General features: G+C 52.3%; 24 protein-coding genes and 1 riboswitch. Of the genes, 12 read left to right on the top strand and 12 right to left on the bottom strand.

The window, feature by feature from the left end; all coding sequences use genetic code 11:
* Window positions 1-16: 16 nt before the first annotated feature.
* Window positions 17-1,390 carry an MFS transporter gene (locus tag J4728_RS20570; RefSeq protein WP_023227999.1) on the bottom strand — a complete coding sequence of 458 codons (1,374 nt, stop codon included), beginning with the start codon at window positions 1,388-1,390 and terminating at the stop codon, window positions 17-19.
* Window positions 1,391-1,565: 175 nt separating this feature from the next.
* On the opposite strand from J4728_RS20570, the gene kdgR reads away from it, so the two are divergent.
* Window positions 1,566-2,357 carry a DNA-binding transcriptional regulator KdgR gene (gene kdgR, locus J4728_RS20565; protein ID WP_001262195.1) on the top strand — a complete coding sequence of 264 codons (792 nt, stop codon included), beginning with the start codon at window positions 1,566-1,568 and terminating at the stop codon, window positions 2,355-2,357.
* A 211-nt stretch (window positions 2,358-2,568) separates the two neighbouring features.
* Here kdgR and yobH read toward each other — a convergent pair whose 3' ends face one another.
* Window positions 2,569-2,808, bottom strand: a complete 240-nt coding sequence (yobH, locus tag J4728_RS20560; protein WP_001236777.1) for an invasion protein YobH — start codon at window positions 2,806-2,808, stop codon at window positions 2,569-2,571.
* A gap of 157 nt (window positions 2,809-2,965) precedes the next feature.
* Here yobH and mgrB point away from each other — a divergent pair, with 157 nt between their 5' ends.
* The 6 genes from mgrB to rlmA all read left to right on the top strand — a co-directional run bounded on the left by mgrB (window position 2,966) and on the right by rlmA (window position 7,321).
* The gene (mgrB, locus tag J4728_RS20555; RefSeq protein WP_000714547.1) at window positions 2,966-3,109 is read left to right on the top strand and encodes a PhoP/PhoQ regulator MgrB; all 144 of its coding nucleotides are present in this window, start codon (window positions 2,966-2,968) and stop codon (window positions 3,107-3,109) included.
* A 70-nt stretch (window positions 3,110-3,179) separates the two neighbouring features.
* Window positions 3,180-3,467, top strand: a complete 288-nt coding sequence (locus tag J4728_RS20550) for a YebO family protein (RefSeq protein WP_001000660.1) — start codon at window positions 3,180-3,182, stop codon at window positions 3,465-3,467.
* A 648-nt stretch (window positions 3,468-4,115) separates the two neighbouring features.
* A complete protein-coding gene (locus tag J4728_RS20545; protein ID WP_001537930.1) occupies window positions 4,116-4,259 on the top strand; it encodes a DUF2627 domain-containing protein in 144 nt (47 codons plus the stop codon).
* 12 nt (window positions 4,260-4,271) lie between these two features.
* Window positions 4,272-4,481, top strand: coding sequence for a transcription antiterminator/RNA stability regulator CspE (gene cspE / locus J4728_RS20540; RefSeq protein ID WP_001062678.1), 210 nt, complete (start codon window positions 4,272-4,274; stop codon window positions 4,479-4,481).
* Between the two features lie 219 nt (window positions 4,482-4,700).
* Window positions 4,701-6,446, top strand: coding sequence for a peptidoglycan glycosyltransferase FtsI (gene ftsI, locus J4728_RS20535; RefSeq protein ID WP_000730322.1), 1,746 nt, complete (start codon window positions 4,701-4,703; stop codon window positions 6,444-6,446).
* Between the two features lie 65 nt (window positions 6,447-6,511).
* Window positions 6,512-7,321: a 23S rRNA (guanine(745)-N(1))-methyltransferase gene (gene rlmA / locus J4728_RS20530; protein WP_208212356.1), complete on the top strand. Its 810-nt coding sequence runs from the start codon at window positions 6,512-6,514 to the stop codon at window positions 7,319-7,321.
* Here rlmA and mntP read toward each other — a convergent pair.
* From mntP to manX, 5 genes are all read right to left on the bottom strand, one after another.
* Window positions 7,318-7,884, bottom strand: coding sequence for a manganese efflux pump MntP (gene mntP / locus J4728_RS20525; protein WP_001518359.1), 567 nt, complete (start codon window positions 7,882-7,884; stop codon window positions 7,318-7,320). The genes rlmA and mntP overlap by 4 nt on opposite strands.
* Before the next feature lie 111 nt (window positions 7,885-7,995).
* A riboswitch (yybP-ykoY riboswitch) is annotated at window positions 7,996-8,097 on the bottom strand.
* Between the two features lie 196 nt (window positions 8,098-8,293).
* Window positions 8,294-8,752: a DUF986 family protein gene (locus J4728_RS20520; protein ID WP_000156274.1), complete on the bottom strand. Its 459-nt coding sequence runs from the start codon at window positions 8,750-8,752 to the stop codon at window positions 8,294-8,296.
* Window positions 8,753-8,810: 58 nt separating this feature from the next.
* Window positions 8,811-9,662, bottom strand: a complete 852-nt coding sequence (locus tag J4728_RS20515) for a PTS mannose transporter subunit IID (RefSeq protein ID WP_001518647.1) — start codon at window positions 9,660-9,662, stop codon at window positions 8,811-8,813.
* A 12-nt stretch (window positions 9,663-9,674) separates the two neighbouring features.
* Window positions 9,675-10,475: a PTS mannose transporter subunit IIC gene (gene manY / locus J4728_RS20510; RefSeq protein ID WP_000406918.1), complete on the bottom strand. Its 801-nt coding sequence runs from the start codon at window positions 10,473-10,475 to the stop codon at window positions 9,675-9,677.
* A gap of 52 nt (window positions 10,476-10,527) precedes the next feature.
* Window positions 10,528-11,496, bottom strand: a complete 969-nt coding sequence (gene manX, locus J4728_RS20505; protein ID WP_208212354.1) for a PTS mannose transporter subunit IIAB — start codon at window positions 11,494-11,496, stop codon at window positions 10,528-10,530.
* Window positions 11,497-11,648: 152 nt separating this feature from the next.
* Here manX and J4728_RS24330 point away from each other — a divergent pair, with 152 nt between their 5' ends.
* The gene (locus J4728_RS24330) at window positions 11,649-11,981 is read left to right on the top strand and encodes a protein YoaL (RefSeq protein ID WP_011233029.1); all 333 of its coding nucleotides are present in this window, start codon (window positions 11,649-11,651) and stop codon (window positions 11,979-11,981) included.
* A complete protein-coding gene (gene yoaE / locus J4728_RS20500) occupies window positions 11,969-13,528 on the top strand; it encodes a CNNM family cation transport protein YoaE (RefSeq protein ID WP_000421820.1) in 1,560 nt (519 codons plus the stop codon). Before J4728_RS24330 ends, yoaE begins: the two co-directional genes overlap by 13 nt.
* Before the next feature lie 21 nt (window positions 13,529-13,549).
* Here yoaE and J4728_RS20495 read toward each other — a convergent pair whose 3' ends face one another.
* The 4 genes from J4728_RS20495 to pabB form a co-directional block, all read right to left on the bottom strand.
* Window positions 13,550-15,151 carry an EAL domain-containing protein gene (locus J4728_RS20495; RefSeq protein WP_208212352.1) on the bottom strand — a complete coding sequence of 534 codons (1,602 nt, stop codon included), beginning with the start codon at window positions 15,149-15,151 and terminating at the stop codon, window positions 13,550-13,552.
* 137 nt (window positions 15,152-15,288) lie between these two features.
* Window positions 15,289-16,653, bottom strand: coding sequence for an L-serine ammonia-lyase (gene sdaA, locus J4728_RS20490; RefSeq protein WP_208212350.1), 1,365 nt, complete (start codon window positions 16,651-16,653; stop codon window positions 15,289-15,291).
* Window positions 16,654-16,916: 263 nt separating this feature from the next.
* Window positions 16,917-17,495, bottom strand: a complete 579-nt coding sequence (locus J4728_RS20485; RefSeq protein ID WP_000381531.1) for a CoA pyrophosphatase — start codon at window positions 17,493-17,495, stop codon at window positions 16,917-16,919.
* Between the two features lie 3 nt (window positions 17,496-17,498).
* Entirely contained in the window at window positions 17,499-18,863 is a 1,365-nt protein-coding gene (gene pabB / locus J4728_RS20480) for an aminodeoxychorismate synthase component 1 (protein ID WP_208212348.1), read from the bottom strand.
* Between the two features lie 80 nt (window positions 18,864-18,943).
* Between pabB and J4728_RS20475 the strand changes: the two genes are divergently transcribed.
* Complete coding sequence (locus J4728_RS20475) at window positions 18,944-19,123, top strand: YoaH family protein (protein ID WP_000457326.1); 180 nt, start codon at window positions 18,944-18,946, stop codon at window positions 19,121-19,123.
* A 5-nt stretch (window positions 19,124-19,128) separates the two neighbouring features.
* Here J4728_RS20475 and J4728_RS20470 read toward each other — a convergent pair whose 3' ends face one another.
* Window positions 19,129-19,473, bottom strand: a complete 345-nt coding sequence (locus J4728_RS20470; protein WP_000029550.1) for a RidA family protein — start codon at window positions 19,471-19,473, stop codon at window positions 19,129-19,131.
* A gap of 131 nt (window positions 19,474-19,604) precedes the next feature.
* On the opposite strand from J4728_RS20470, the gene J4728_RS20465 reads away from it, so the two are divergent.
* Together J4728_RS20465 and tsaB are read left to right on the top strand one after the other, a co-directional pair.
* The gene (locus J4728_RS20465; RefSeq protein ID WP_000128807.1) at window positions 19,605-21,515 is read left to right on the top strand and encodes an ATP-dependent DNA helicase; all 1,911 of its coding nucleotides are present in this window, start codon (window positions 19,605-19,607) and stop codon (window positions 21,513-21,515) included.
* Between the two features lie 57 nt (window positions 21,516-21,572).
* A complete protein-coding gene (gene tsaB, locus J4728_RS20460) occupies window positions 21,573-22,268 on the top strand; it encodes a tRNA (adenosine(37)-N6)-threonylcarbamoyltransferase complex dimerization subunit type 1 TsaB (RefSeq protein WP_001221014.1) in 696 nt (231 codons plus the stop codon).
* Window positions 22,269-22,330: the final 62 nt, after the last annotated feature.

Raw genomic sequence — 22,330 nt, 5'->3', positions numbered from 1 at the left:
GAATGACGCGCTTTTTTTACGCCTGAACGCGTGGTTGCGTAATACGTAAACCGCTCACCACCGCCGCGAGAGTCGCCAGGATCGCCGCTGCGAGCAGAGAAAGATGCGTACCGCTATCGCCAAACTGGTTCAACATCAGCGCTACCAGCGCGGCGCCAGTACTTTGGCCTAACAGTCGCGCCGTGCCCAGCATCCCGCTGGCGCCACCGCTGCGCTCACGCGGCGCGGAAGTGATAATGGTGTGATTATTCGGCGACTGGAACAGGCCAAACCCTGCGCCACAAAGGATCATCGGCCAGATAATATTCAGATCGGAGGGGGAGGCTGGCAACATGACCAGCGCAAACAACCCGGCTGCCATTATCACCATTCCCAGCGCCCCCAGCAAACCGGCATGAAGACGTTCTATCAGGTATCCCGCCAGCGGCGCCATTATCATCGTTGCCAGCGGCCAAGGCGTCAATAACAGGCCGGTTTCTACTTCGCTACGGCCCAGCACGGTTTGCAGATAAAAAGGTAGCGAGACCATGGCTAACATTTGCGCGCAGAACGAGCAAATTGACGTGCCGATCGAGAGTGAAAAAAGCGGAATTCGTAACAAGTCGATGGGTAACAAAGGGACGGGCAAAGAAAGCTGGCGGCGCACGAAGAAAAACCCGACCACGACCAGAACGAGCAGCTCTGCGCCAATCAACGTTAGCGACTGTCCCTGGGCAAATCCGCTCAATGCGGTAATCAGCAGGCCAAATGTGAGCGCATTCATTACCGCGCTCGGTAAGTCAAAGCGCGGCTTAGTGTCATGGGCGATGTTTGCTGGTAAAAAGCGTATGGCCAGAATTAACGCGATGATACCTAACGGGACATTAATCAGAAACAGCCATTTCCATGATGAGATGGACAAAATCGCTGCGGCGATCGTCGGACCCGCGGCGGAAGAGACTGCGACGATAAAAGAGTTAATTCCCATGCCTCGTCCCAGATGACGCTGGGGGTAGATAAGACGAATCAGCGCCGTGTTTACGCTCATTAGCGCCGCGCCGCCAAATCCCTGCGCGATGCGCGCCAGCGTCAGCATCTGCAGCGAGTCTGAAAGCGCGCAAAACAATGATGAAAGCAGAAATACCACTAAACCACATTTGTAGATCCGGCGATAACCAAACATGTCGCCTAAAAAAGACAGGGAAAGCAGTGAGACGACAATGGCGATTTGGTATGCATTGACAATCCAGATAGAGCTGGCAGGGGAGGCATGTAAATCAGTCGCAATGGTTGGCAGCGCGACATTAGCGATTGCGCCATCCAGAACCGCCATCGAAATACCGATAATAATCGTCAGGATAGCGCCGTATCTCTGCGGGAGGGGCAGGCCATCGGCCCGTGTTTTTTCCATAAGTATTTTGTAATAAGGGGAATTATGAGCTGAATAATAATGTTAGCATTAATACTGAGTTGTTATGTCGCAGATTTGTAACGAAGTAAGCAAAGATGGATTGCGGGCGACCTGGCGTGAAATTATAATAAAAACTCGTTCTGAATTTTATAAAACGCTCGTAATGAGGTGATAAATGGCAAACGCAGATCTGGATAAGCAGCCTGATTCTGTATCTTCTGTGCTGAAAGTTTTCGGCATTCTGCAGGCGCTGGGTGAAGAGCGTGAAATAGGGATTACCGAGCTATCGCAGCGCGTCATGATGTCGAAAAGCACCGTTTATCGCTTTTTGCAAACCATGAAAACGCTGGGCTACGTGGCTCAGGAGGGGGAGTCTGAAAAATACTCTCTGACGCTAAAGCTGTTTGAGCTGGGCGCGCGAGCTTTGCAAAATGTTGATCTCATCCGCAGTGCGGACATTCAGATGCGCGAACTGTCTCGTCTGACAAAAGAAACTATCCATCTTGGCGCGCTGGATGAAGACAGCATTGTCTATATCCATAAAATTGACTCTATGTACAATCTGCGGATGTACTCACGTATTGGGCGTCGTAATCCGCTGTACAGTACGGCCATCGGTAAAGTGCTTCTGGCCTGGCGCGACCGTGATGAGGTTAAGCAGATTCTCGACGGCGTAGAGTATAAGCAAAGCACTGGACGTACGATTACCAGCACTGAAGCGTTGCTGCCGCTGTTGGATGAAGTGCGTGCGCAAGGCTACGGTGAAGATAACGAAGAACAGGAAGAAGGGTTACGTTGTATCGGCGTACCGGTATTTGACCGTTTTGGCGTAGTCATCGCAGGGTTAAGCATTTCGTTCCCGACGCTGCGTTTTTCAGAAGAACGCCTACAGGAATATGTGGCTATGTTACACGCCGCCGCGCGTAAAATTTCTGAACAAATGGGTTACAACGATTATCCCTTCTAAGCAACGTTATTAGCATGACGTTAAAAAAAAGCAGCTGCGAAAAATGTAGCTGCTTTTTTTATAACATCGGGTGGGATGAAATCGTAAAAGTAGATAATATCTGTCGGCTTATTTAACGGTTATTAAAATATTATTTAACAGTACTTATGAACAACAGCCAATATAGGAGAATTATTGGTGATAGTTTCACTGTGAAATTATTTATTGCCGCTTAGCCATTATCCACCACGGTGGCGATTTTTCTGAAAATGGGACAGTCGGAAAAGCCAATAATGCCGCTGTTGGTATGGAGATATTGCGCCGTGCTGGTGCCGCGTGCGGTCAGGTAATGGCACTGTAAACCCAGCCCCGCAGCGTTCACTTTACTTCCCACCAGGATGCCATAGCCGCTCATCAGCAGGCCTATCCACACCAGGGCAAACAATACAATTGCGCGAATGATCAAACGCATTACTACCTCTTTTCTTTTTTAGTTAGAATAAGAGTAGCGTGTACATTGATTGAAACAAGTGAATCATTCCTAAAAACATATAATGCCGCTACAGTTACTCCTGGTTTAAGTAACTCATGATAATTTAGCGACATAAGATGTAAGATCGGAGAGTGGAGTGAAAAAATTTCGATGGGTCGTTCTCGGCATCGTGGTGGTAGTATGCCTGTTGCTGTGGGCGCAGGTGTTTAATATCATGTGCGATCAGGATGTACAATTTTTCAGCGGTATTTGCGCCATCAATAAATTTATTCCCTGGTAAACGTTTTACACCAGAGATTTCCTTCCCGTGTAGCAGTGGTAGAATGACGTCTCTACATTGAGGTGGTGAAATGAACGACGTTTTAAACTCTGGTGCGTTTTCTCTTGCATCTTTAATAGTATCAATGGTGGTTCTGGTGGTGGGGCTGGCGCTCTGGTTCTTTGTCAACCGGGCAAGTTCCCGTGCCAACGAGCAGATAGAATTGCTCGAAGCGTTATTGGATCAACAGAAGCGGCAAAACGCGTTGTTACGCCGCCTTTGCGAAGCAAACGAACCAGAAAAAGAAGCGGAACCCGCAACAGCGGCAAGCGAACCAAAAGAGGATGAGGACATCATTCGTCTGGTTGCAGAACGATGATGCTTACCGGGGCGCAAATGGCGCCAGTGCCATACGCCCCATTTCCCCGTCGGATCTCTCCGCGTTGCCGTTTGCAACTGATACTACAGCATCAACACCTTACATAATATATGGCTTTATATGCAACATAGTTTTATATGTATAACAAATGGACATATGGCATTTTTGTGATACCGCTCATTCTCTATTAAAAGCGAAACGTTTCTCTCTCTTTATGGATTGTCATTGTTTGTTCATTATTTTAAGGCATTCTGTAAAGACGCAGAACATCACAAAAAGCGGTGTCGAAAATCGCTTTTCTTTTCTATTATTTTGATTAAAAGGTGTTTTTTATCATTGTGACAATTTATGCATAACTCAGCATAAAAAGTGATATGAAAAATACAGCTTTTAAATGTGATTTGATGCACTGGAAGAAGCGAAGTTATTGAGCTATGGTAGAAAAATGGCTTTTCAGCAGTGACGTTGTCAGGAGTCCGTCAGCGCGTGAGGATATATCTTTCGCAATTTTGTTGCATAAACGTGCTGTCAATTTGTGAAGGTTCTCGTAATTTGTGCGACGGATCGAGACACGTTTAAAAATGGCTTGCCATAATTAACGTTGTATGTGATAACAGGCTTTGGGTTAAACGAGGTACAGTTCTGTTTATGTGTGGCATTTTCAGTAAAGAAGTCCTGAGTAAACACGTTGACGTTGAATACCGCTTCTCTGCCGAACCTTATATTAGTGCCTCAAGCAGTAATGTCTCAGTTTTATCTATGTTATGCCTACGGGCAAAGAAAACACTCTAAGGAATTTTGCAAATGGCAAAGATTAAAGGTCAAGTTAAGTGGTTCAACGAATCCAAAGGTTTTGGCTTCATTACTCCGGCTGACGGCAGCAAAGATGTGTTCGTACACTTCTCCGCTATCCAGGGCAATGGTTTCAAAACTCTGGCTGAAGGCCAGAACGTTGAGTTCGAAATTCAGGACGGCCAGAAAGGTCCGGCTGCTGTTAACGTAACAGCTATCTGATCGACACCACTGATTTGATGCGTTTGTCGCGTCAGCCTCAGATATAAAGCCTCGCTAAAAGCGGGGCTTTTTAATTCAATATCCTTCAAAATGTGTCTGGATGCGCTCTCGTTAGCGATTTGTTGCAAAGGCGCGATGTTATTAGCATTGTTTTTTCTGGTTTTTCCGGCCGTTTCCCGTTAAATCAATCACCTGAAAAATGATTCGGCTGGAGATCAGGTGAAAAAGAAAAGCGACGGCGATACCCGTAATTTTACGCCCATACGTTTTGCACTACTTTGCACTGCCATTCTGCTCAGTATGGCATTGTTGTTAGGGCGGGTGGCATGGCTGCAAATTGTTACGCCGTCGAAACTGGTGAAACAAGAAGATATGCGCTCGCTTCGTGAAGTGACCACGGCCTCTCCACGCGGCATGATCACCGACAGAGAAGGGCGACCCTTAGCGGTGAGCGTTCCGGTTAATGCTGTCTGGGCCGATCCGAAGACTATCATAAGCAAAGGCGGCGTTGGCTACAATGAGCGCTGGCAGGCGCTGGCCAGCGCCCTACATCTGTCGCTCAGTACGCTTGCGGAACGGGTAAACAGTAACCCGGCAGGCCGTTTTATCTACCTCGCGCGCCAGGTTTCACCCCAGCAAGCCGAATGGATAGATAAACTGAATCTACCGGGTATTAACCTGCGGGAAGAGTCGCGCCGTTTTTACCCTGCCGGACACGTAGCGGCCAATTTGATCGGCTTTACCAATATCGACGGGCAGGGAATAGAAGGTATTGAAAAGAGCTTTAACGCGCAACTGACGGGAAAACCGGGCTCCCGACTGGTGCGTAAAGATAAATTTGGTCACGTTATTGAGAACATTACGGAAGTGAATCCGGTTCCTGCTCATGAACTTCAGCTTAGCATTGATGAACGTCTGCAAACGGTTACCGAAGATGCGCTGGATAACGCCGTCATCTGGAACAAAGCGGAATCCGGCGCTGCCGTATTGATTAACATCCCAACGGGTGAAATTCTCTCGATGGCGAGCTACCCGGATTTCAACCCGAACAACCGTGAAGGCGCGCAGTTGGACGATTTTCGTAACCGCGCGATTAGCGACACCTTCGAACCCGGTTCTACTGTGAAGCCATTGGTCATTATGACTGCGTTACAGCAGGGCATCGTGCAGCCGGACAGCGTTATCGATACCCATCCTTTTACTCTCGATGGACACCGTATCCGCGACGTCGGTTACTATCCGGAACTGACATTAACCGGCATTTTGCAAAAATCCAGCGATACCGGCGTTTCTCACCTTTCTCTGGCGATGCCGGTGCAGAAATTAATGGATACTTATAAAAGCTTTGGTTTCGGCGTGCCTACCGGACTGGGTCTCACCGGAGAGAGCAGCGGGTTATTACCGAAACGCCGTTATTGGAGTGATTTAGATCGCGCTACCTTTGCTTTTGGCTATGGATTAATGGTGACGCCGCTGCAACTGGCGCATGTTTATGCCACGATTGGCAGCTTTGGTATCTACCGTCCGTTATCGATCACCAAAGTTGATCCGCCCGTGATCGGCACGCGGGTAATGCCGGAAGAACTGGTGCACGAGGTGGAACATATGATGGAGAGCGTCGCGTTGCCTGGCGGCGGCGGAACAAAAGCCGCAGTAAGAGACTACCGTATTGCGGTCAAAACCGGGACGGCGAAAAAAATTGGCGATGATGGTAAATACGTCGATAAGTATGTGGCATATACCGCAGGCGTCGCGCCGGCAAGTAACCCCAGATTTGCGCTGGTGGTGGTGATTAATAATCCGCAAAATGGGGCTTATTATGGCGGCGCGGTATCTGCGCCCGTATTCAGCCAGATCATGGGCGATGTGCTGCGGCTGGAAAATGTTGAGCCAGACGGTATGCCAGCCGATTCAGATCACCTTCTGGTGATGCATGGCAGCCACGTTGCGGTTCCGGGCTCGTAAAGGATTTTCCCGGGGCGCAATTCGCGTTACACTTGCGCCCTTTAGCGCCCCAGTCCGGAGTTGTCATGTCGTTTACCTGTCCGCTTTGCCATCAGCCGCTTACGCAGATTAATAACAGCGTTATATGTCCACAGCGCCATCAGTTTGATGTGGCGAAAGAGGGCTACATCAATCTGCTGCCGGTACAGCATAAACGTTCGCGCGATCCGGGCGACAGCGCCGAAATGATGCAGGCGAGGAGAGCGTTTCTTGATGCGGGCCATTATCAGCCGCTGCGCGATGCGGTGATTAACCTGTTGCGCGAGCGGCTGGATCAGTCGGCCACGGCGATTCTGGATATCGGCTGCGGCGAGGGGTATTACACTCATGCTTTTGCCGAGGCGTTGCCGGGAGTCACCACGTTTGGACTGGACGTTGCTAAAACGGCGATCAAAGCGGCAGCGAAGCGCTATTCGCAGGTGAAGTTTTGTGTGGCGTCAAGCCATCGACTGCCCTTTGCCGATGCGTCAATGGATGCGGTGATCAGAATCTACGCCCCGTGTAAGGCGCAGGAATTGGCGCGTGTGGTGAAACCTGGTGGTTGGGTCGTTACCGCCACGCCGGGGCCGCATCATCTGATGGAACTAAAAGGGCTCATTTATGATGAGGTGCGTTTACATGCGCCGTATACCGAGCAGCTCGTCGGATTCACATTGCAGCAGAGTACCCGCCTTGCTTATCACATGCAGCTCACCGCCGAAGCGGCTGTAGCACTGTTGCAAATGACGCCATTTGCCTGGCGCGCCAGACCAGAAGTGTGGGAACAACTGGCTGCCAGCGCCGGACTTAGCTGCCAGATGGATTTCAACCTTCATCTCTGGCAGCGTAACCGTTAACCGTGAAAATGCGTCCAGAGGATCTGGACGCCAATTCCTATCAGTACGACCCCGCCGAGAATTTCAGCACGCTTACCCAGCATTGGGCCGATAAAGCGACCGATCATCATTCCGAGGGTGGACATGATAAGCGTGGCGCAACCGATAGCCAATGCGGTTGCGATGATGTTTACCTGCAAAAACGCCAGACCGACGCCAACCGCCATCGCATCGAGGCTGGTCGCGATAGCCGTCGTGACTAATAGCCAAAAGCTGTGGCGGCGTAACGGTGTTTCATCTTCATCACTACCGCCGCGGATACCTTCGATGATCATGCGTCCGCCCAGAAAGATCAGCAGAACAAAGGCTATCCAGTGGTTCCATTCCAGAACGAATTTACTCGCCAATATCCCCAGCCCCCAGCCGATTAACGGGGTCAGCGTTTCAACCGCGCCAAAGATAAGGCCGGTACGCAACGCTTCTGAGAATTTGGGTTTATGTAGGGTGGCGCCTTTGCCAATTGATGCCGCGAAAGCATCCATCGACATGCCGAAAGCGAGAAGAACAGTAGCAGTAAAGTGCATGACAACGTCCTGACCGGGGTATCCATTAAACACATCACTGCCCCCAGCAAACATGCATGTCGCCATTCTGTGACGAAATACACAGCAGTTGATGCGCCTATGGTCTCGCCTGACCAGCGGCGGCTGGTCCGTACGCGCCACGTTTTGCAACGAGTATGTTGACGCGTACATTTCCGGAGTCTGGAAATCGGCTACTCCCCAATTGACGGCGCAACATTAACATATTTTTAGAATATAAAACAACAGCGATAAAATATTATTTGCCTTCTAATTGAAAACGATTTTCATTTAGATTTATTCATCAATAAAACGTTAAATTAAATAACAATTGGTCAATAGAAAATATAGCCTTAGCTATATTATGATTCGAAATAAAATTCGAAAAACATAGTTGAGGCTATATCTTAGATTATTGATTTTCAATAAGAAGTTTATATATTTTTTCCAGATCATCGATATTGCGTACACGGATAAGCAAGCGTCGTTGTTCTAATTGCATCACCAGTACGCCGTCTTCAGATAAATTCATCTCTTTAATACGGTTATATTCTATCCAGACATTGGCGAAGAAAAAGCCACGTTGTTTAAAGATGATCCGTGGCGTGCGGATCCAGAATATATAAAACCCCATTAACGCCAGCGCGCTTAATAACCATGTGGTCATCTGCGCTCCGTGGCCGGTTACGTTGTTATAAATAAGGATGGCGACCAGCCCAACGAAGATAACGCTGTCTACGCGACCGCGGCGGAGCAGGGCTATAGAAAGCAGAGTGGGGCCATTGCGACGGGGCATGATGAACTGATCGTAGAGAGCGTAAGCCAATAATGCGGCAATAAAGAGAATCAGCACCAGGTCCGTGATAGTCATTTATCCTCCAGAGAAATAAAAAAACGGGGCCGTTTGGCCCCGGTAGTGTACAACAGCCTTACTGACCCAGCAGTCCTACGGAGTAGCCGGCGATACCGATGACGAAGAAGCCCACGATAATCCACAGCGGGTTAACTTTCTTACGCAGCAGCCACATACAGGCAAAGGTCAACAGTAGCGGAACCAGACCCGGCATCAGCTGGTCGAGAATGGTTTGCACGGTGGTAACGCGGGTCTGACCATCCTGACCGGTGATGGTGGAGACCACCAGCGGGATATTCACGTGCGTCCACTTGTTAACCAATGCCCCCATGACAAACAGGCCGAGGATTGACGCCCCCTCAGTCAGTTTTTGCAGGAAGCCGCCGCCCATATCTTTAACGATATCGACGCCTTTGCGGTAGCCATAAGCTACGCCATAATAACGGGTCGCCAGACGCACCAGGTTAAACAGGATGAAAAACAGCAGCGGACCAAGCAGGCTGCCGCTCATTGCAATACCTGCGCCCAGCGCCGCGAATACCGGACGGACGGTACCCCAGAAGATAGGGTCGCCGACGCCTGCCAGCGGTCCCATCAGACCGACTTTGATACCGTTGATAGCACCATCGTCAATCTCTGCGCCGTTCGCACGCTTTTCTTCCATTGCCAGGGTCACGCCCAGTACCGGCGCCGCAACGTAAGGATGGGTGTTAAAGAACTCCAGGTGACGTTTAATCGCCTGTTTACGCGCGTCATTATTCTCCGGATACAGGCGACGAATCGCCGGCACCATAGAGAAGCAGAAGCCCAGCGCTTGCATACGTTCGAAGTTCCATGACCCCTGGAACAGGTTAGAACGAAGAAATACGCCGCGAATATCGCTCGGAGTGAGTTTTTTCTCGGTGGTAGTTTTAGTCATATCAACCATTTCGCTCACCTGTTAGTCCAGTTCGTTATCGAGATCGTTATTGCCAGCAGCCGCTGCAGGCGCGCCCGCTACACGGTTGTATTTCGGGCTCAGCTGGATGTAAAGAATAGCCATCACTGCGCCGATGACACCCAGTGCGACCAGGTTGAAGTTTGTGAAAGCCGCGGTGACGAAACCGAGGTAGAAGAACGGCATCAGGTAGCCTGCGCGCATCATGTTGATAACCATCGCATAACCAACCACGACGATCATGCCGCCGGCGATGTTCAGACCGCCTGTGACGACTTCAGGAATCGCATTCAGCATCCCCTGTACTTCGCTGGTGCCTACGGAGATGGCAACGATAACCGCCGGGATAGCGATACGCATTGCCTGCAGGAACAGAGAAGAAACGTGCAGCCAGGAGAGCGCCGTCAGGTTGCCGTTTTCAGCCGCCTTGTCCGCCGCGTGCTGGAATGCCACGGTGATGGTACGAACGATAATGGTCAGTACCTGGCCTGCCGCCGCCAGCGGAATCGCCAGCGCGATACCGGCGCCAATGCTTTGATGCCCGGCGATGACCAGAACGGTAGAGATGATGGACGCCAGTGCGGCATCAGGCGCAACGGCAGCACCGATGTTCATCCAGCCCAGAGCGATCATTTCCAGAGTACCGCCGATGATAATACCGGTTTTCATGTCCCCCAAAACGGCGCCGATTAAGGTACAGGCGATCAGCGGACGGTGGAACTGAAATTCATCAAGTACCGACTCCATACCCGCGATACATGCGACGATGAACACCAGCACAATCTGAAGAGTGGTAATCTCCATTGTACTTCTCCTATTGCTATCTTAAGTGTGAAAGCTAATTAAATGCCGGCGGTTATTTCGCCACTTTGGCAATTAAATCCATCATTTTCAGTTTCGGATCGGTGGAAACTTTACGCACCTCAAGCTCGATGCCGCGCTCGTTGAGCTTTTTAAAGGCTTCGATATCCTTTTCATCGACGGAAACGGCGTTGTTCACCTGCGTTTTACCTTGACGATAGGCCATACCGCCAATGTTCACGGAAGTGACTTTCACGCCGCCCTCAACGATGCGCTCGACGTCGGTAGGATTGGTAAACAGAAGCATCACGCGTTCACCGGCGTATTTTGGGTTATTGTAGACGCGAATCATCTTCGCGACGTCAACCACATGCGCCGTAACGCCCGGCGGCGCAACTTGCGTCAGCAGCGTTTTACGTATGGTATCCGCCGCGACTTCATCGCTCACAACAATAATACGGCTGACATTGGTCTCTTTGGTCCAGCGGGTAGCGACCTGACCGTGAATGAGACGGTCATCAATACGGGCAAGCCCGATAACCATATAATCATTCGGGCCCATCGGTTTTGCCGGCGTGGCCGCTTTTGGCGCGGCGGCGACTGGCGCTGGCGCGGTTTTTTCTACCGGTTTCGCTTTCAGCGCTTTTACGCCTTCACGACCGGTTTCTACCGCCAGTGCGACCAGCTCGTCAAAGCTCGGATCGTCGTCACGAGCCATAAACGTTTCGACCAGCATCGGGATGTTGACGCCGGCAATAACTTCATAGCGCTCTTTATCGACGACAATGCGGCTGGCAGCATTAAACGGACTGCCTCCCCATGTATCAACGAGAAATAGCACGCCTTTACTGGTATCGAGTTTAGCCAACTGAGCGTTGTACTTTTCGATCAGCGTTTCGGCATTTTCGCCTGGAACGAAATCGATCCAGCCGACGTTTTCCTGCTCGCCTAACAGCATTTCGGCTGTTTTAAGTAACTGCTCTGCAGCCCAACCATGTGTGCCTATAACAATAGCAATGGTCACTTGCTACCTCCTTTATTATTGTCAACACATCAACTTGACAGATGTATTTTTTGAATCGCCGTCCGCAAGCGAATCGATTCAGATGAGGGTTACAACGAAAAACGCATGATTTTCGTGAATTATTTTAGATATCGAAAAAAATATTTTGTGTGATGGAGATCCGTAATTTTGTTTTCGATAATGAGAAATTTCGAAGTGTAAAATATCCCGGTTACATCTCTTTGCAAAGGAAGGTAAATCTTTGCCAAAAACCAGTTGTCTCTGTTATGTTTAGCTTCCGTTTAATTAGAATGGGGTATAGGGCAGCAGCCCGTTGTATGGATCGTCACCGACGTCATTTCACTCTTTGGCCGTTTTGCGCCTGTCAATCTGGCATATCTTGCCATAGCCTTACTTTGTTTATTGCGTTACCGCCTGCATCCTTTGAGATGTTGTGGGCGCCGTTTAGTCATTCCTTAAGCAGGAGCTTGTCATGGAATTATTAATGGATCCCTCAATTTGGGTGGGTTTACTCACGCTCGTCGTCCTGGAAATTGTTCTGGGTATCGATAACCTGGTCTTTATCGCGATCCTCGCCGATAAATTGCCGCCAAAGCAGCGTGACAAAGCGCGTCTTATCGGGCTCTCGCTGGCGCTGATTATGCGTCTGGCGCTGCTGTCCATTATTTCGTGGCTGGTGACCTTAACAAAGCCGCTCTTTACCGTCTGGGATTTTACCTTCTCCGGCCGCGATTTAATTATGCTGCTGGGCGGTATATTCCTGCTGTTTAAAGCGACCACCGAGCTGCATGAACGTCTGGAAAACCGCGAGCATGACACCGGACACGGTAAAGGCTATGCGAGTTTCTGGGTGGTAGTCACGCAGATTGTCATCCTGGATGCGGTCTTCTCGCTGGACGCCGTGATTACGGCGGTAGGTATGGTAAACCATCTGCCGGTTATGATGGCGGCGGTGGTGATTGCGATGGCGGTGATGCTACTGGCGTCAAAACCGCTGACCCGTTTTGTCAACCAGCATCCGACGGTGGTGGTGCTCTGTCTGAGTTTCCTGCTGATGATCGGCTTGAGCCTGGTGGCGGAAGGGTTTGGTTTCCATATTCCGAAAGGCTACCTGTACGCGGCAATTGGTTTCTCGATCGTTATCGAGGTGTTTAACCAGATTGCGCGCCGCAACTTTATTCGTCATCAGTCCACGTTGCCGCTGCGCGCGCGTACTGCGGACGCTATCCTGCGTCTGATGGGCGGTAAACGCCAGACGAGTACGCAACATGAGACGGATAGCCCGGCCGCGATATCGGTGTCGGAAGGCGCCTTCGCCGAAGAAGAACGCTACATGATTAACGGCGTACTGACTCTGGCGTCGCGCTCCCTGCGCGGCATTATGACGCCGCGAGGCGAAATTAGTTGGGTGGATGCGAATCTCAGCGTAGCTGAAATCCGTCAGCAGTTACTCTCTTCTCCGCATAGCCTGTTCCCGGTATGTCGGGGCGAGCTGGATGAAATTATCGGTATCGTGCGGGCGAAAGAGTTGCTGGTGGCGCTGGAAGAGGGCGCGGATGTTGCGGCTATCGCCGCGTCTTCCCCGGCGATAGTGGTGCCGGAAACGCTTGATCCTATCAATCTGTTAGGCGTTTTGCGCCGCGCGCGCGGCAGTTTCGTTATCGTCACTAACGAGTTCGGCGTGGTGCAGGGGCTGGTTACGCCGCTGGATGTGCTGGAAGCGATTGCCGGTGAGTTCCCGGATGCCGATGAAACGCCGGAAATCGTTGCCGATGCCGAGGGCTGGATAGTGAAGGGCGGCACCGATCTCCATGCGCTACAGCAGGCGCTGGAAGTTGATCATCTGGTGAACGAAGAGGGCGATATTGCGACGGTCGCGGGGTTAGTGATCGCCGCTAATGGCCATATTCCTCGTGTAGGCGATGTCATTGATGTTCCGCCCCTGCGGATCACCATTGTCGAGGCCAACGACTATCGTGTCGATCTGGTTCGAATTGTTAAAGAACAGCCTGCCCACGACGAAGAGGAATGACGTCACACGCAGGAATCAAGTCTATAGATGCGGCATCGCGGACATAATCTGTCCGTTATGCCGGGCGGGCGGCGGCGCGCTGCCCGCCAGCCACTGTGGAAATTCGCTAATGGGCATCGGCTTCGCATAGAGATAGCCCTGTAACATTTGCACGCCATGCTGGCGCAAATGCTGTGCCTGCGTCTGGTTTTCGACCCCTTCCGCAACCAGTTCAATATTCAGTCTTTGCCCCAGCGCGATAATAATATCGGTCACCGTTGAATTGACCGCATCGGTACCGATGGCGGCGGTGAAGGATTTATCGATTTTCAAAATATCCGGCCGCAGTTTTTCCAGCCAGGAGAGCGAGCTGTTTCCTGTGCCAAAATCATCGATGGCTAACTTCACGCCTTTACGATGCAGCTCGCGCATCAGGCGGTAATCAACGTCAAGCAACGCGTCGCGTTCCGTGAGCTCCAGCACCAGTTGCTGAATAGGTTCCGCACTAAACCAGTACTGATTAAGATCTTTGAGAAGCACGCCGTGTCGGAAATGGCTTGCCGCTACATTGATGCCGATATGAAACTGATGGTTGATGGGGAAGTAGTGCCGCTGCCGAATGGTTTCCGCAATCACATAGCGGGTCAGCGGCGCTATCAGGTTATGCTCCTCGGCGATAGGAATAAAAACATCCGGTGAGATCCAGCCCTGGCGCGGGTTGTTCCAGCGTAACAGGATCTCAACGCCGGTACATTGCTGCGTGCGGGCATTAAGCAACGGCTGACAAAATAGCTCAAACTCCCGTTCGGCAAGGGCCAGATTAATTTCCCAGGAAAAGCTCATTCTGCTGGCCGTTGCCAGCCAGGCGATATAACCGATCAACAGGCTAAGCAATACGGCCAGCGGTAACTGCGTCGGGAGATGTTTGAACGCCAGTACGCCTGCCGACGGCCCGCTGACGCTGATAGTAAAAGGGAAATGTCGCGATGAAAGCTGGTAACGCTCTTCATCTTTTTTTAATTCCGGAAGAGTATCGACCACGCCCCGACCATATAACAGGTGCCGTTTGCCGACCGTCAGGCTGGCGCTGGTAATTTGCGGCTGCTGCGGCTCAAGTAGCATAGTCGTCAGCAAGTCAATATTCACAATTTCCATCACGCCATCCTGGCCATCGGCAGAGGCGGGATACCACTGAATGAGGATCGGGCTTCCCTTGAGTAACGATTGGTCTGTGGAAAGTAGCAGCAGATCGCCGACTGCGGGAAGATCGGGCTGAAGCTGGCGTATGGGAGTATTACGGGCGCCAAAAATGCTTGAGCAATAGAGAATTCCCTCTTTCACCAGCCCGATAGAACGAACGGTTTGCAGACGGGCGGCTTGCTTACGCAACGGCAGATGCGCGGTCGCGCACGGAAGCTCAAGCAAGGGGAGCAGTACGTTTCGTCCGACCTGGAGAGGATGCAAAACATTATCCAGCGCATCAACGGCATGATTCGCGAATGCAACCGTGCGATGGTGATTTAAGTTCCGCTCCGAAATAAATCGGATGCTCAGCGTAAGAATGAGCGTGACCAGTGCACAAATCGTGCAAACAATGAAACGATTACGGCGATAATGATTGATGATCCGTTGTGCTGTTTGCATGCGGGCCGCCCAATAAGCGTTGGCGACAAAAGCCAACCGCGACACAGCAAGTGTAGTGGGGAAACGTGGAGTCGACGAGGAAGAGATAAAAATTTCGCCCATCCGTAGCAGATGGGCGAAGGGAGGGGAAACGGCGTTTAATCACACTGGACTTTAATAGCCAACCCGCCGCGCGACGTTTCGCGGTATTTTGCGTTCATGTCTTTTCCGGTCTCGTACATCGTTTCGATGACTTTATCCAACGAGACGCGCGGCGCGCTGGTTCGACGCATGGCCATACGCGCAGCGTTGATCGCTTTAACCGAAGCAATGGCGTTACGTTCGATACACGGCACCTGCACCTGACCGGCAACCGGGTCGCAGGTCAGCCCCAGGTTATGCTCCATGCCGATTTCAGCGGCAACGCAAACCTGTTCCGGGCTGGCGCCCAACAGTTCAGCAAGGCCTGCCGCCGCCATCGAACAGGCGACCCCGACTTCGCCCTGACAGCCGACTTCCGCGCCGGAAATAGACGCGTTCATCTTATACAGCGCGCCAATAGCGCCTGCCGCCAGGAAGTAGCGGGTGTAAATATCCGGGCTGACAGACTCAATAAAATGGTCGTAGTAAGCCAGTACCGCAGGAACGATACCGCACGCGCCGTTGGTTGGCGCCGTCACGACGCGGCCGCCTGCGGCGTTCTCTTCGTTCACCGCCAGAGCAAACATGTTCACCCAGTCAATGACGTTCATCGGATCGTTGGAAAGCTTATCGCTGGAAACCAGCATACGACGCAGCGCAGAGGCGCGACGCGGTACGCGCAGCGGCCCCGGCAGCACGCCTTCGGTATTCATACCACGATCAATACAGGCCTGCATGGTCTGCCAGACGTGACCGAAATACTCTTCAATCTCTTTCTTGCTATGCAGCGCCAGTTCGTTTTGCATCACCATGCCGGAGAGTGAAAGGCCGGTACTGTTGCAATACTCCAGCATTTCTTTCGCCGATTTAAACGGATAAGGTACAGCAACCTCATTCGTCGCTTCCTGGCCGAAATGCTCTTCATCAACGATAAAGCCGCCGCCGATGGAATAGTACGTCTTGCTATAAATGACCGTGTCGTCATGCCAGGCGTGGATCTGCATCCCGTTTTCATGCAGCGGCAAATTGCCGTTGTGAAAACGCATTCCGTCATCTTTCGGGAAGTCGACTTCGTGACGTCCCTGGGCCAGTAACAGACGCTCGCGCGTTTCGACGTCGCGAATAAAACCGGGGATACTATCAATATCCACGGTAGCGGGTTCATTACCCGCCAGACCCATAATAATGGCGATATCGGTATGGTGACCTTTCCCCGTCAGCGACAGCGAGCCGTAGACATCGACAGCGACGCGGGTAACGTTATCCAGTAATCCTTTTTCGACCAGGTCATCGACGAACTGTTTACCGGCCTTCATCGGGCCAACAGTGTGGGAAGAGGAGGGACCAATCCCTACCTTAAACATGTCGAATAGGCTAATCACGATAATACTCCTGACAGGGCAACCGGGGCTTCCGGTTACGATGTTATAACTGCGCATAGTGTAAGAGGGAACGCTGGCATCAGCTTAACTATTCACATGAATTAAACTAATGAATAACCGCGTTTTTACTAATATTGCGACAGTAATCTCAAGTCGTGTCTTACGCGCGTAAAGTTAAGTATATACACGTTGCCCTTCAGGCTGCCTCTTTGGGGGAGGCGATTGTTACCGCCTTGAGGCAACGTGAATGGCGTTGTGTACAGTCAGGGCTTTACGCCAATTTGCAGCGCCAGCTCACGAAGAATGTTTGCGGTCATGCCCCAGACGAAATAATGCTCATACCAGGAGAGCCATACGCGGTGCGAATTGCCGCGACGGTAAACATCAAGCGGGTGATATCGACCCAGTTGCAACGCTTGCGCCAGCGGCATTTCAAACACCGCAGACACTTCATCTTCACTGGCGCGCCAGGGGAGATTTGGCGGAATAATGCCGACCACCGGGGTGACCTGAAAACCGGTCACGCTGTCTACCGGCGGTAAAACGCCAATCACTTCCACGGCTTGTGGCGGGATGGCGACTTCCTCCTGCGCTTCGCGAAGCGCTGCGGCGATAAGCGAAGCATCGGTACTGTCCACGGCCCCGCCGGGAAAGGCGACCTGTCCGGCGTGTTTGCGCAAATGAATAGCCCGCTGGGTCAACAGCAGCCCCGGCTGGGGGCGGCGAACCACAGGGATCAGTACGGCGGCCTGACGTTGGTTTAACGTTTCATGAGTTATCTGCGGGCGCAAAAGCTGAAAGCGCGATAAGAAATGATCGAGCGTCAGACGGCTGGTATCCACGTATTAGTTCTCCAGTGGGTGCAGGATACGATTAACTTTATCAAAAGTTTCCTGATATTCCGCTTCTTCGTTGCTATCGGCCACGATACCGCCGCCGGCTGAGCAATAGAGTTGGCCCTGCGTTGCCGTGACGGTGCGGATAGTAATACTGGTATCCATCTTGCCGCAGAAACTCAGATAACCGATGCTACCGCACCAGGCGTTGCGTCGCTGCGGCTCCAGTTCGTCGATAATTTCCATTGCCCGCACTTTAGGCGCGCCGGTAATGGAGCCGCCGGGGAAAGCCGCGCGCAGCAGGTCGGTAGCATGAAGCGAGTCCGGTAAACGGGCGGTAATGGTGCTAACCAGATGGTGAACGGCTGGAAATGGTTCGACGACGAACAGTTCCGGCACTTTCACCGAACCTGGTACGGCGACCCGGCCAATATCGTTACGCATCAAATCGACAATCATCAAATTTTCAGCGCGATCTTTCATTGAGTTGGCCAGTTTCTGCGCCTGCTGACGATCCGCCTGCGGATCGTTAAGCCGTGGAAGCGTACCTTTGATCGGGCGCGTCTGGATATGACCATTCTCCAGTTGGATAAAACGCTCGGGAGAAAGGCTCAATATGGCGCCGTCATGTAAACGAAGAAAGGCGCTGAACGGGGCGCGATTTGCGCGGTTAAGGCGTTCGAAAGCCTGCCACTCATCACCCTCGTAGCTCGCCTGAAAACGCTGGGAAAGATTGACCTGATAGCAGTCCCCGCTGTGCAGCCAGGCCTGCACCTGACGAAACTTCTCGCCATACTCGCAACGCGTCATATTGGATTGCCAGGCCGAGGTAAGCCTGAAGGGCGTTCGGGTTGGCGCGCGCTGGCTGGTGAGCCAGCGATATCGGGCGTCTGCATCGTGATAGCTTATCAGCGACACCACCTGTTTTTGGTGATCGACAATCAGCGCCCAGTCGTAAAGGCCAATCGCCATATCGGGTAAAGCGATATCGCGCGCGGCAGTATCGGGCAGAATTTCGAAACGCCGCCCTAAATCATAACCAAACAGACCCAGCGAGCCGCCCTGAAAGGGTAAGTCAGGGTCAGGCTGAGGATGAAAAGGCAGCGCCTCCAGTTGAGTCTGCAAAACGTGTAACGGATCGTCGAGAGTGACGGTAGTCGTGCGCGCAGTACATACCGTGGTTTCCTGGGCGCGCGTGGTCAGTGTGGTGACAGGATCGGCGACCAGAATATCAAAACGGTTATAGGGATGAATAGCATCACCTGAATGCAGCAGCATCGCCCAGGGCAAATGATTTACGGGCGCAAAATAGTGTTCAGCGGCGTCCGGACGCCAGGGTAAGGTGATAACAGTGGGAGATAACGTCTTCATCATTCCTGACTCGTTACAACACTACTGGCTTACCGCCGGGTAGCGTGAAATAATTAGCGCTAACAATTTAGCAGGAGTTAATCATGTTTGCAGGTTTACCTTCACTCAGTCATGAACAACAGCAAAAAGCCGTAGAACGTATCCAGGAATTGATGTCGCAAGGTATGAGCAGCGGAGAAGCGATTGCCCTGGTGGCGGGCGAACTTCGCGCCAACCATACCGGCGAACGGATAGTGGCGCGTTTTGAGGATGAAGACGAATAACCGGCTTATACCGCCGCGACAATCTTAATCTCAACTTTATATTTCGGATTCATTAACCCGGCCTGTACGGTACAGCGTACCGGCGCATGGCCTGCGACGACCCACGCATCCCACGCCTTATTCATGGCGGCAAAATCCGCTTTATCGCTCAGGAAAATAGTGGCATCCAGAATACGTGACTTACTGGAGCCCTGTTTTTCCAGCACCGCATCAATTTGCGCCAGAGTATTCGCCGTTTGCTCAAAAGCATCGGCGTCGAGGTTTTCCGGCACGCCGGTATACCACAGCGTATTATTGTAGATCACCACGTCTGACCAACGATCTTCGGCATCAATACGCACGATAGACATCACTTATTCCTCATTTGCTTTCCATTTGAATGGCTCAAGACTGCCACAATGTGGCGCCGCCGTCACCTCTGTAACTGGCGTAAGCCTTTCTACCCTGACATAATCCCCTGTGCAAATTAACAGGGGGCAGTGTGACGGACGATTTTGCAGCAGATGGCCAACTGGCCAAAGCGATAACCGGCTTTAAACCGCGCGAACCACAGCGGCAAATGGCGGTTGCCGTAACACAAGCGATTGAAAATGCGCAGCCTCTGGTTGTTGAAGCCGGCACCGGAACCGGGAAGACCTATGCTTACCTCGCTCCGGCGTTGCGCGCCGGGAAAAAAGTCATTATTTCGACCGGGTCGAAAGCGTTGCAGGATCAACTCTACAGTCGCGATCTGCCGACGGTAGCAAAAGCGTTGGCGTTTACCGGTAAGACGGCCCTGTTGAAAGGACGTTCAAACTACCTCTGCCTGGAGCGGCTGGAACAACAAGCGCTGGCGGGCGGCGATTTACCGGTACAAACGTTAAGCGACGTGATATTGCTGCGCTCCTGGTCAAATCAGACGCGGGATGGCGATATCAGCACCTGCGTCAGCGTGGCGGAAGATTCCCAGGCCTGGCCGCTGGTCACCAGTACCAACGACAACTGCCTTGGCAGCGATTGCCCGCTCTACAAAGAGTGCTTTGTGGTGAAAGCGCGTAAAAAGGCGATGGACGCGGATGTGGTGATTGTAAACCACCACCTTTTTCTTGCGGATATGGTGGTTAAAGAGAGCGGGTTTGGCGAACTTATCCCTCAGGCTGAAGTAATGATCTTCGATGAAGCCCACCAACTGCCTGACATCGCCAGCCAGTATTTCGGACAATCGCTCTCCAGCCGTCAGTTGCTGGATTTAGCAAAAGACATCACCATCGCCTACCGGACGGAACTGAAAGACACTCAACAGTTGCAAAAATGCGCCGATCGCCTTGCCCAGAGCGCCCAGGATTTTCGTCTGCAACTGGGGGAGCCCGGCTACCGGGGAAATTTGCGTGAACTGTTAGCCGATTCACGTATCCAACGGGCATTTTTACTGCTGGATGATACGCTGGAGCTTTGTTACGACGTGGCGAAGCTGTCGCTGGGCCGTTCAGCGCTGCTGGATGCGGCTTTTGAACGCGCCACGCTATACCGTTCACGGCTGAAACGCTTAAAAGAGATCAATCAGCCGGGATACAGCTACTGGTATGAGTGCACCTCGCGCCATTTCACCCTGGCGCTGACGCCGCTCACCGTGGCGGACAAATTCAAAGAGGTGATGGAACAGAAGCCCGGTAGCTGGATTTTTACCTCGGCCACGTTGTCGGTAAATGATGATCTTCACCACTTTACCGCCCGTCTGGGAATTGAACAGGCAGAATCCATGCTGCTGCCCAGCCCATTCGACTATACGCGCCAGGCGTTACTCTGCGTACCGCGTAACCTACCGCAAACCAACCAGCCCGGCGCGGCGCGACAGTTGGCGGCTATGCTCAGGCCGATTATCGAAGCCAATAACGGGCGATGTTTTATGCTGTGCACCTCACACGCCATGATGCGCGATTTGGCGGAGCAGTTTCGCGCCACCATGACGCTGCCGGTATTGTTGCAAGGGGAAACCAGTAAAGGCCAACTGTTACAGCAATTTGTTAGCGCCGGCAACGCGCTGCTCGTCGCCACCAGCAGCTTCTGGGAAGGGGTGGACGTGCGCGGCGATACGTTATCTTTGGTGATTATCGACAAATTGCCGTTTACCTCCCCGGACGACCCGCTGTTAAAAGCGCGAATGGAAGACTGTCGTTTGCGCGGTGGCGATCCGTTTGATGAGGTTCAACTGCCCGACGCGGTGATTACGCTGAAGCAGGGGGTGGGGCGGCTGATTCGCGATGCGGACGATCGCGGGGTGTTAGTGATTTGTGATAACCGGCTGGTGATGCGGCCCTATGGCGCCACGTTTCTCGCCAGCCTGCCTCCTGCGCCTCGCACGCGTGATATCGCCCGTGCCGTTCGCTTTCTTGCGATTCCATCCGCCGAGTAATTTGTTACGGAGTATGGTAAGATGCGCGCTATTTTATTGATCTAAGCACGAAACCTCATGCGAATTCTGGCTATCGATACCGCCACAGAGGCCTGTTCTGTCGCCCTGTGGAACAACGGTACTATCAATGCTCACTTTGAGCTTTGTCCACGAGAACACACTCAACGTATCCTGCCCATGGTGCAGGAGATTCTGGCCGCCAGCGGCGCCTCGCTCAATGAGATAGATGCGCTGGCGTTTGGGCGCGGTCCGGGCAGCTTTACCGGCGTGCGTATCGGCATTGGGATTGCGCAAGGGCTGGCGTTAGGGGCAAATCTGCCGATGATCGGTGTTTCGACGCTTGCCACGATGGCGCAGGGCGCATGGCGTAAAACTGGCGCGACCCGCGTACTCGCCGCGATTGACGCGCGGATGGGCGAAGTGTACTGGGCGGAATACCAGCGTGATGCGCAGGGCGTCTGGCAGGGCGAAGAGACGGAAGCGGTGCTGAAACCGGAACGGGTCGGCGAGCGGTTGAAACAGCTTTCCGGCGAGTGGGCGACCGTAGGAACGGGTTGGTCCGCGTGGCCCGATCTGGCGAAGGAATGCGGCCTGACGCTTCATGATGGGGAGGTGTCGCTCCCGGCAGCGGAAGATATGTTGCCCATCGCCAGTCAAAAGCTGGCGGCAGGAGAGACCGTTGCCGTGGAACATGCCGAGCCGGTTTATTTGCGTAACGAAGTGGCGTGGAAGAAACTTCCCGGCAAAGAATGACTCTCACTACTATTACCCCCCATACTTTATGCTGTGGGGTGGAATAGAGGTCGAGAAAAAGG

This window comes from Salmonella sp. 32070601201500089SM, from assembly GCF_017573605.1.
In the GTDB taxonomy this organism is placed as follows: Bacteria; Pseudomonadota; Gammaproteobacteria; order Enterobacterales; family Enterobacteriaceae; genus Salmonella; species Salmonella enterica.
This window is presented reverse-complemented; position numbering and strand designations above follow the sequence as displayed.

Bases quoted from the DNA above. Each gene is read 5' to 3' on its own strand.
- J4728_RS20475 (WP_000457326.1), top strand. From the start codon at position 18,944: ATGTTTGCAGGTTTACCTTCACTCAGTCATGAACAACAGCAAAAAGCC.
- yobH (WP_001236777.1), bottom strand. From the start codon at position 2,808: ATGCGTTTGATCATTCGCGCAATTGTATTGTTTGCCCTGGTGTGGATA.
- J4728_RS24330 (WP_011233029.1), top strand. From the start codon at position 11,649: ATGGAGATCCGTAATTTTGTTTTCGATAATGAGAAATTTCGAAGTGTA.
- yoaE (WP_000421820.1), top strand. From the start codon at position 11,969: ATGGAATTATTAATGGATCCCTCAATTTGGGTGGGTTTACTCACGCTC.
- J4728_RS20520 (WP_000156274.1), bottom strand. From the start codon at position 8,752: ATGACTATCACGGACCTGGTGCTGATTCTCTTTATTGCCGCATTATTG.
- J4728_RS20545 (WP_001537930.1), top strand. From the start codon at position 4,116: ATGTGTGGCATTTTCAGTAAAGAAGTCCTGAGTAAACACGTTGACGTT.
- J4728_RS20550 (WP_001000660.1), top strand. From the start codon at position 3,180: ATGAACGACGTTTTAAACTCTGGTGCGTTTTCTCTTGCATCTTTAATA.
- kdgR (WP_001262195.1), top strand. From the start codon at position 1,566: ATGGCAAACGCAGATCTGGATAAGCAGCCTGATTCTGTATCTTCTGTG.
- J4728_RS20570 (WP_023227999.1), bottom strand. From the start codon at position 1,390: ATGGAAAAAACACGGGCCGATGGCCTGCCCCTCCCGCAGAGATACGGC.
- J4728_RS20495 (WP_208212352.1), bottom strand. From the start codon at position 15,151: ATGCAAACAGCACAACGGATCATCAATCATTATCGCCGTAATCGTTTC.
- J4728_RS20470 (WP_000029550.1), bottom strand. From the start codon at position 19,473: ATGTCTATCGTGCGTATTGATGCCGAAGATCGTTGGTCAGACGTGGTG.
- J4728_RS20515 (WP_001518647.1), bottom strand. From the start codon at position 9,662: ATGGTTGATATGACTAAAACTACCACCGAGAAAAAACTCACTCCGAGC.
- cspE (WP_001062678.1), top strand. From the start codon at position 4,272: ATGGCAAAGATTAAAGGTCAAGTTAAGTGGTTCAACGAATCCAAAGGT.
- rlmA (WP_208212356.1), top strand. From the start codon at position 6,512: ATGTCGTTTACCTGTCCGCTTTGCCATCAGCCGCTTACGCAGATTAAT.
- manY (WP_000406918.1), bottom strand. From the start codon at position 10,475: ATGGAGATTACCACTCTTCAGATTGTGCTGGTGTTCATCGTCGCATGT.
- pabB (WP_208212348.1), bottom strand. From the start codon at position 18,863: ATGATGAAGACGTTATCTCCCACTGTTATCACCTTACCCTGGCGTCCG.
- mntP (WP_001518359.1), bottom strand. From the start codon at position 7,884: ATGCACTTTACTGCTACTGTTCTTCTCGCTTTCGGCATGTCGATGGAT.
- tsaB (WP_001221014.1), top strand. From the start codon at position 21,573: ATGCGAATTCTGGCTATCGATACCGCCACAGAGGCCTGTTCTGTCGCC.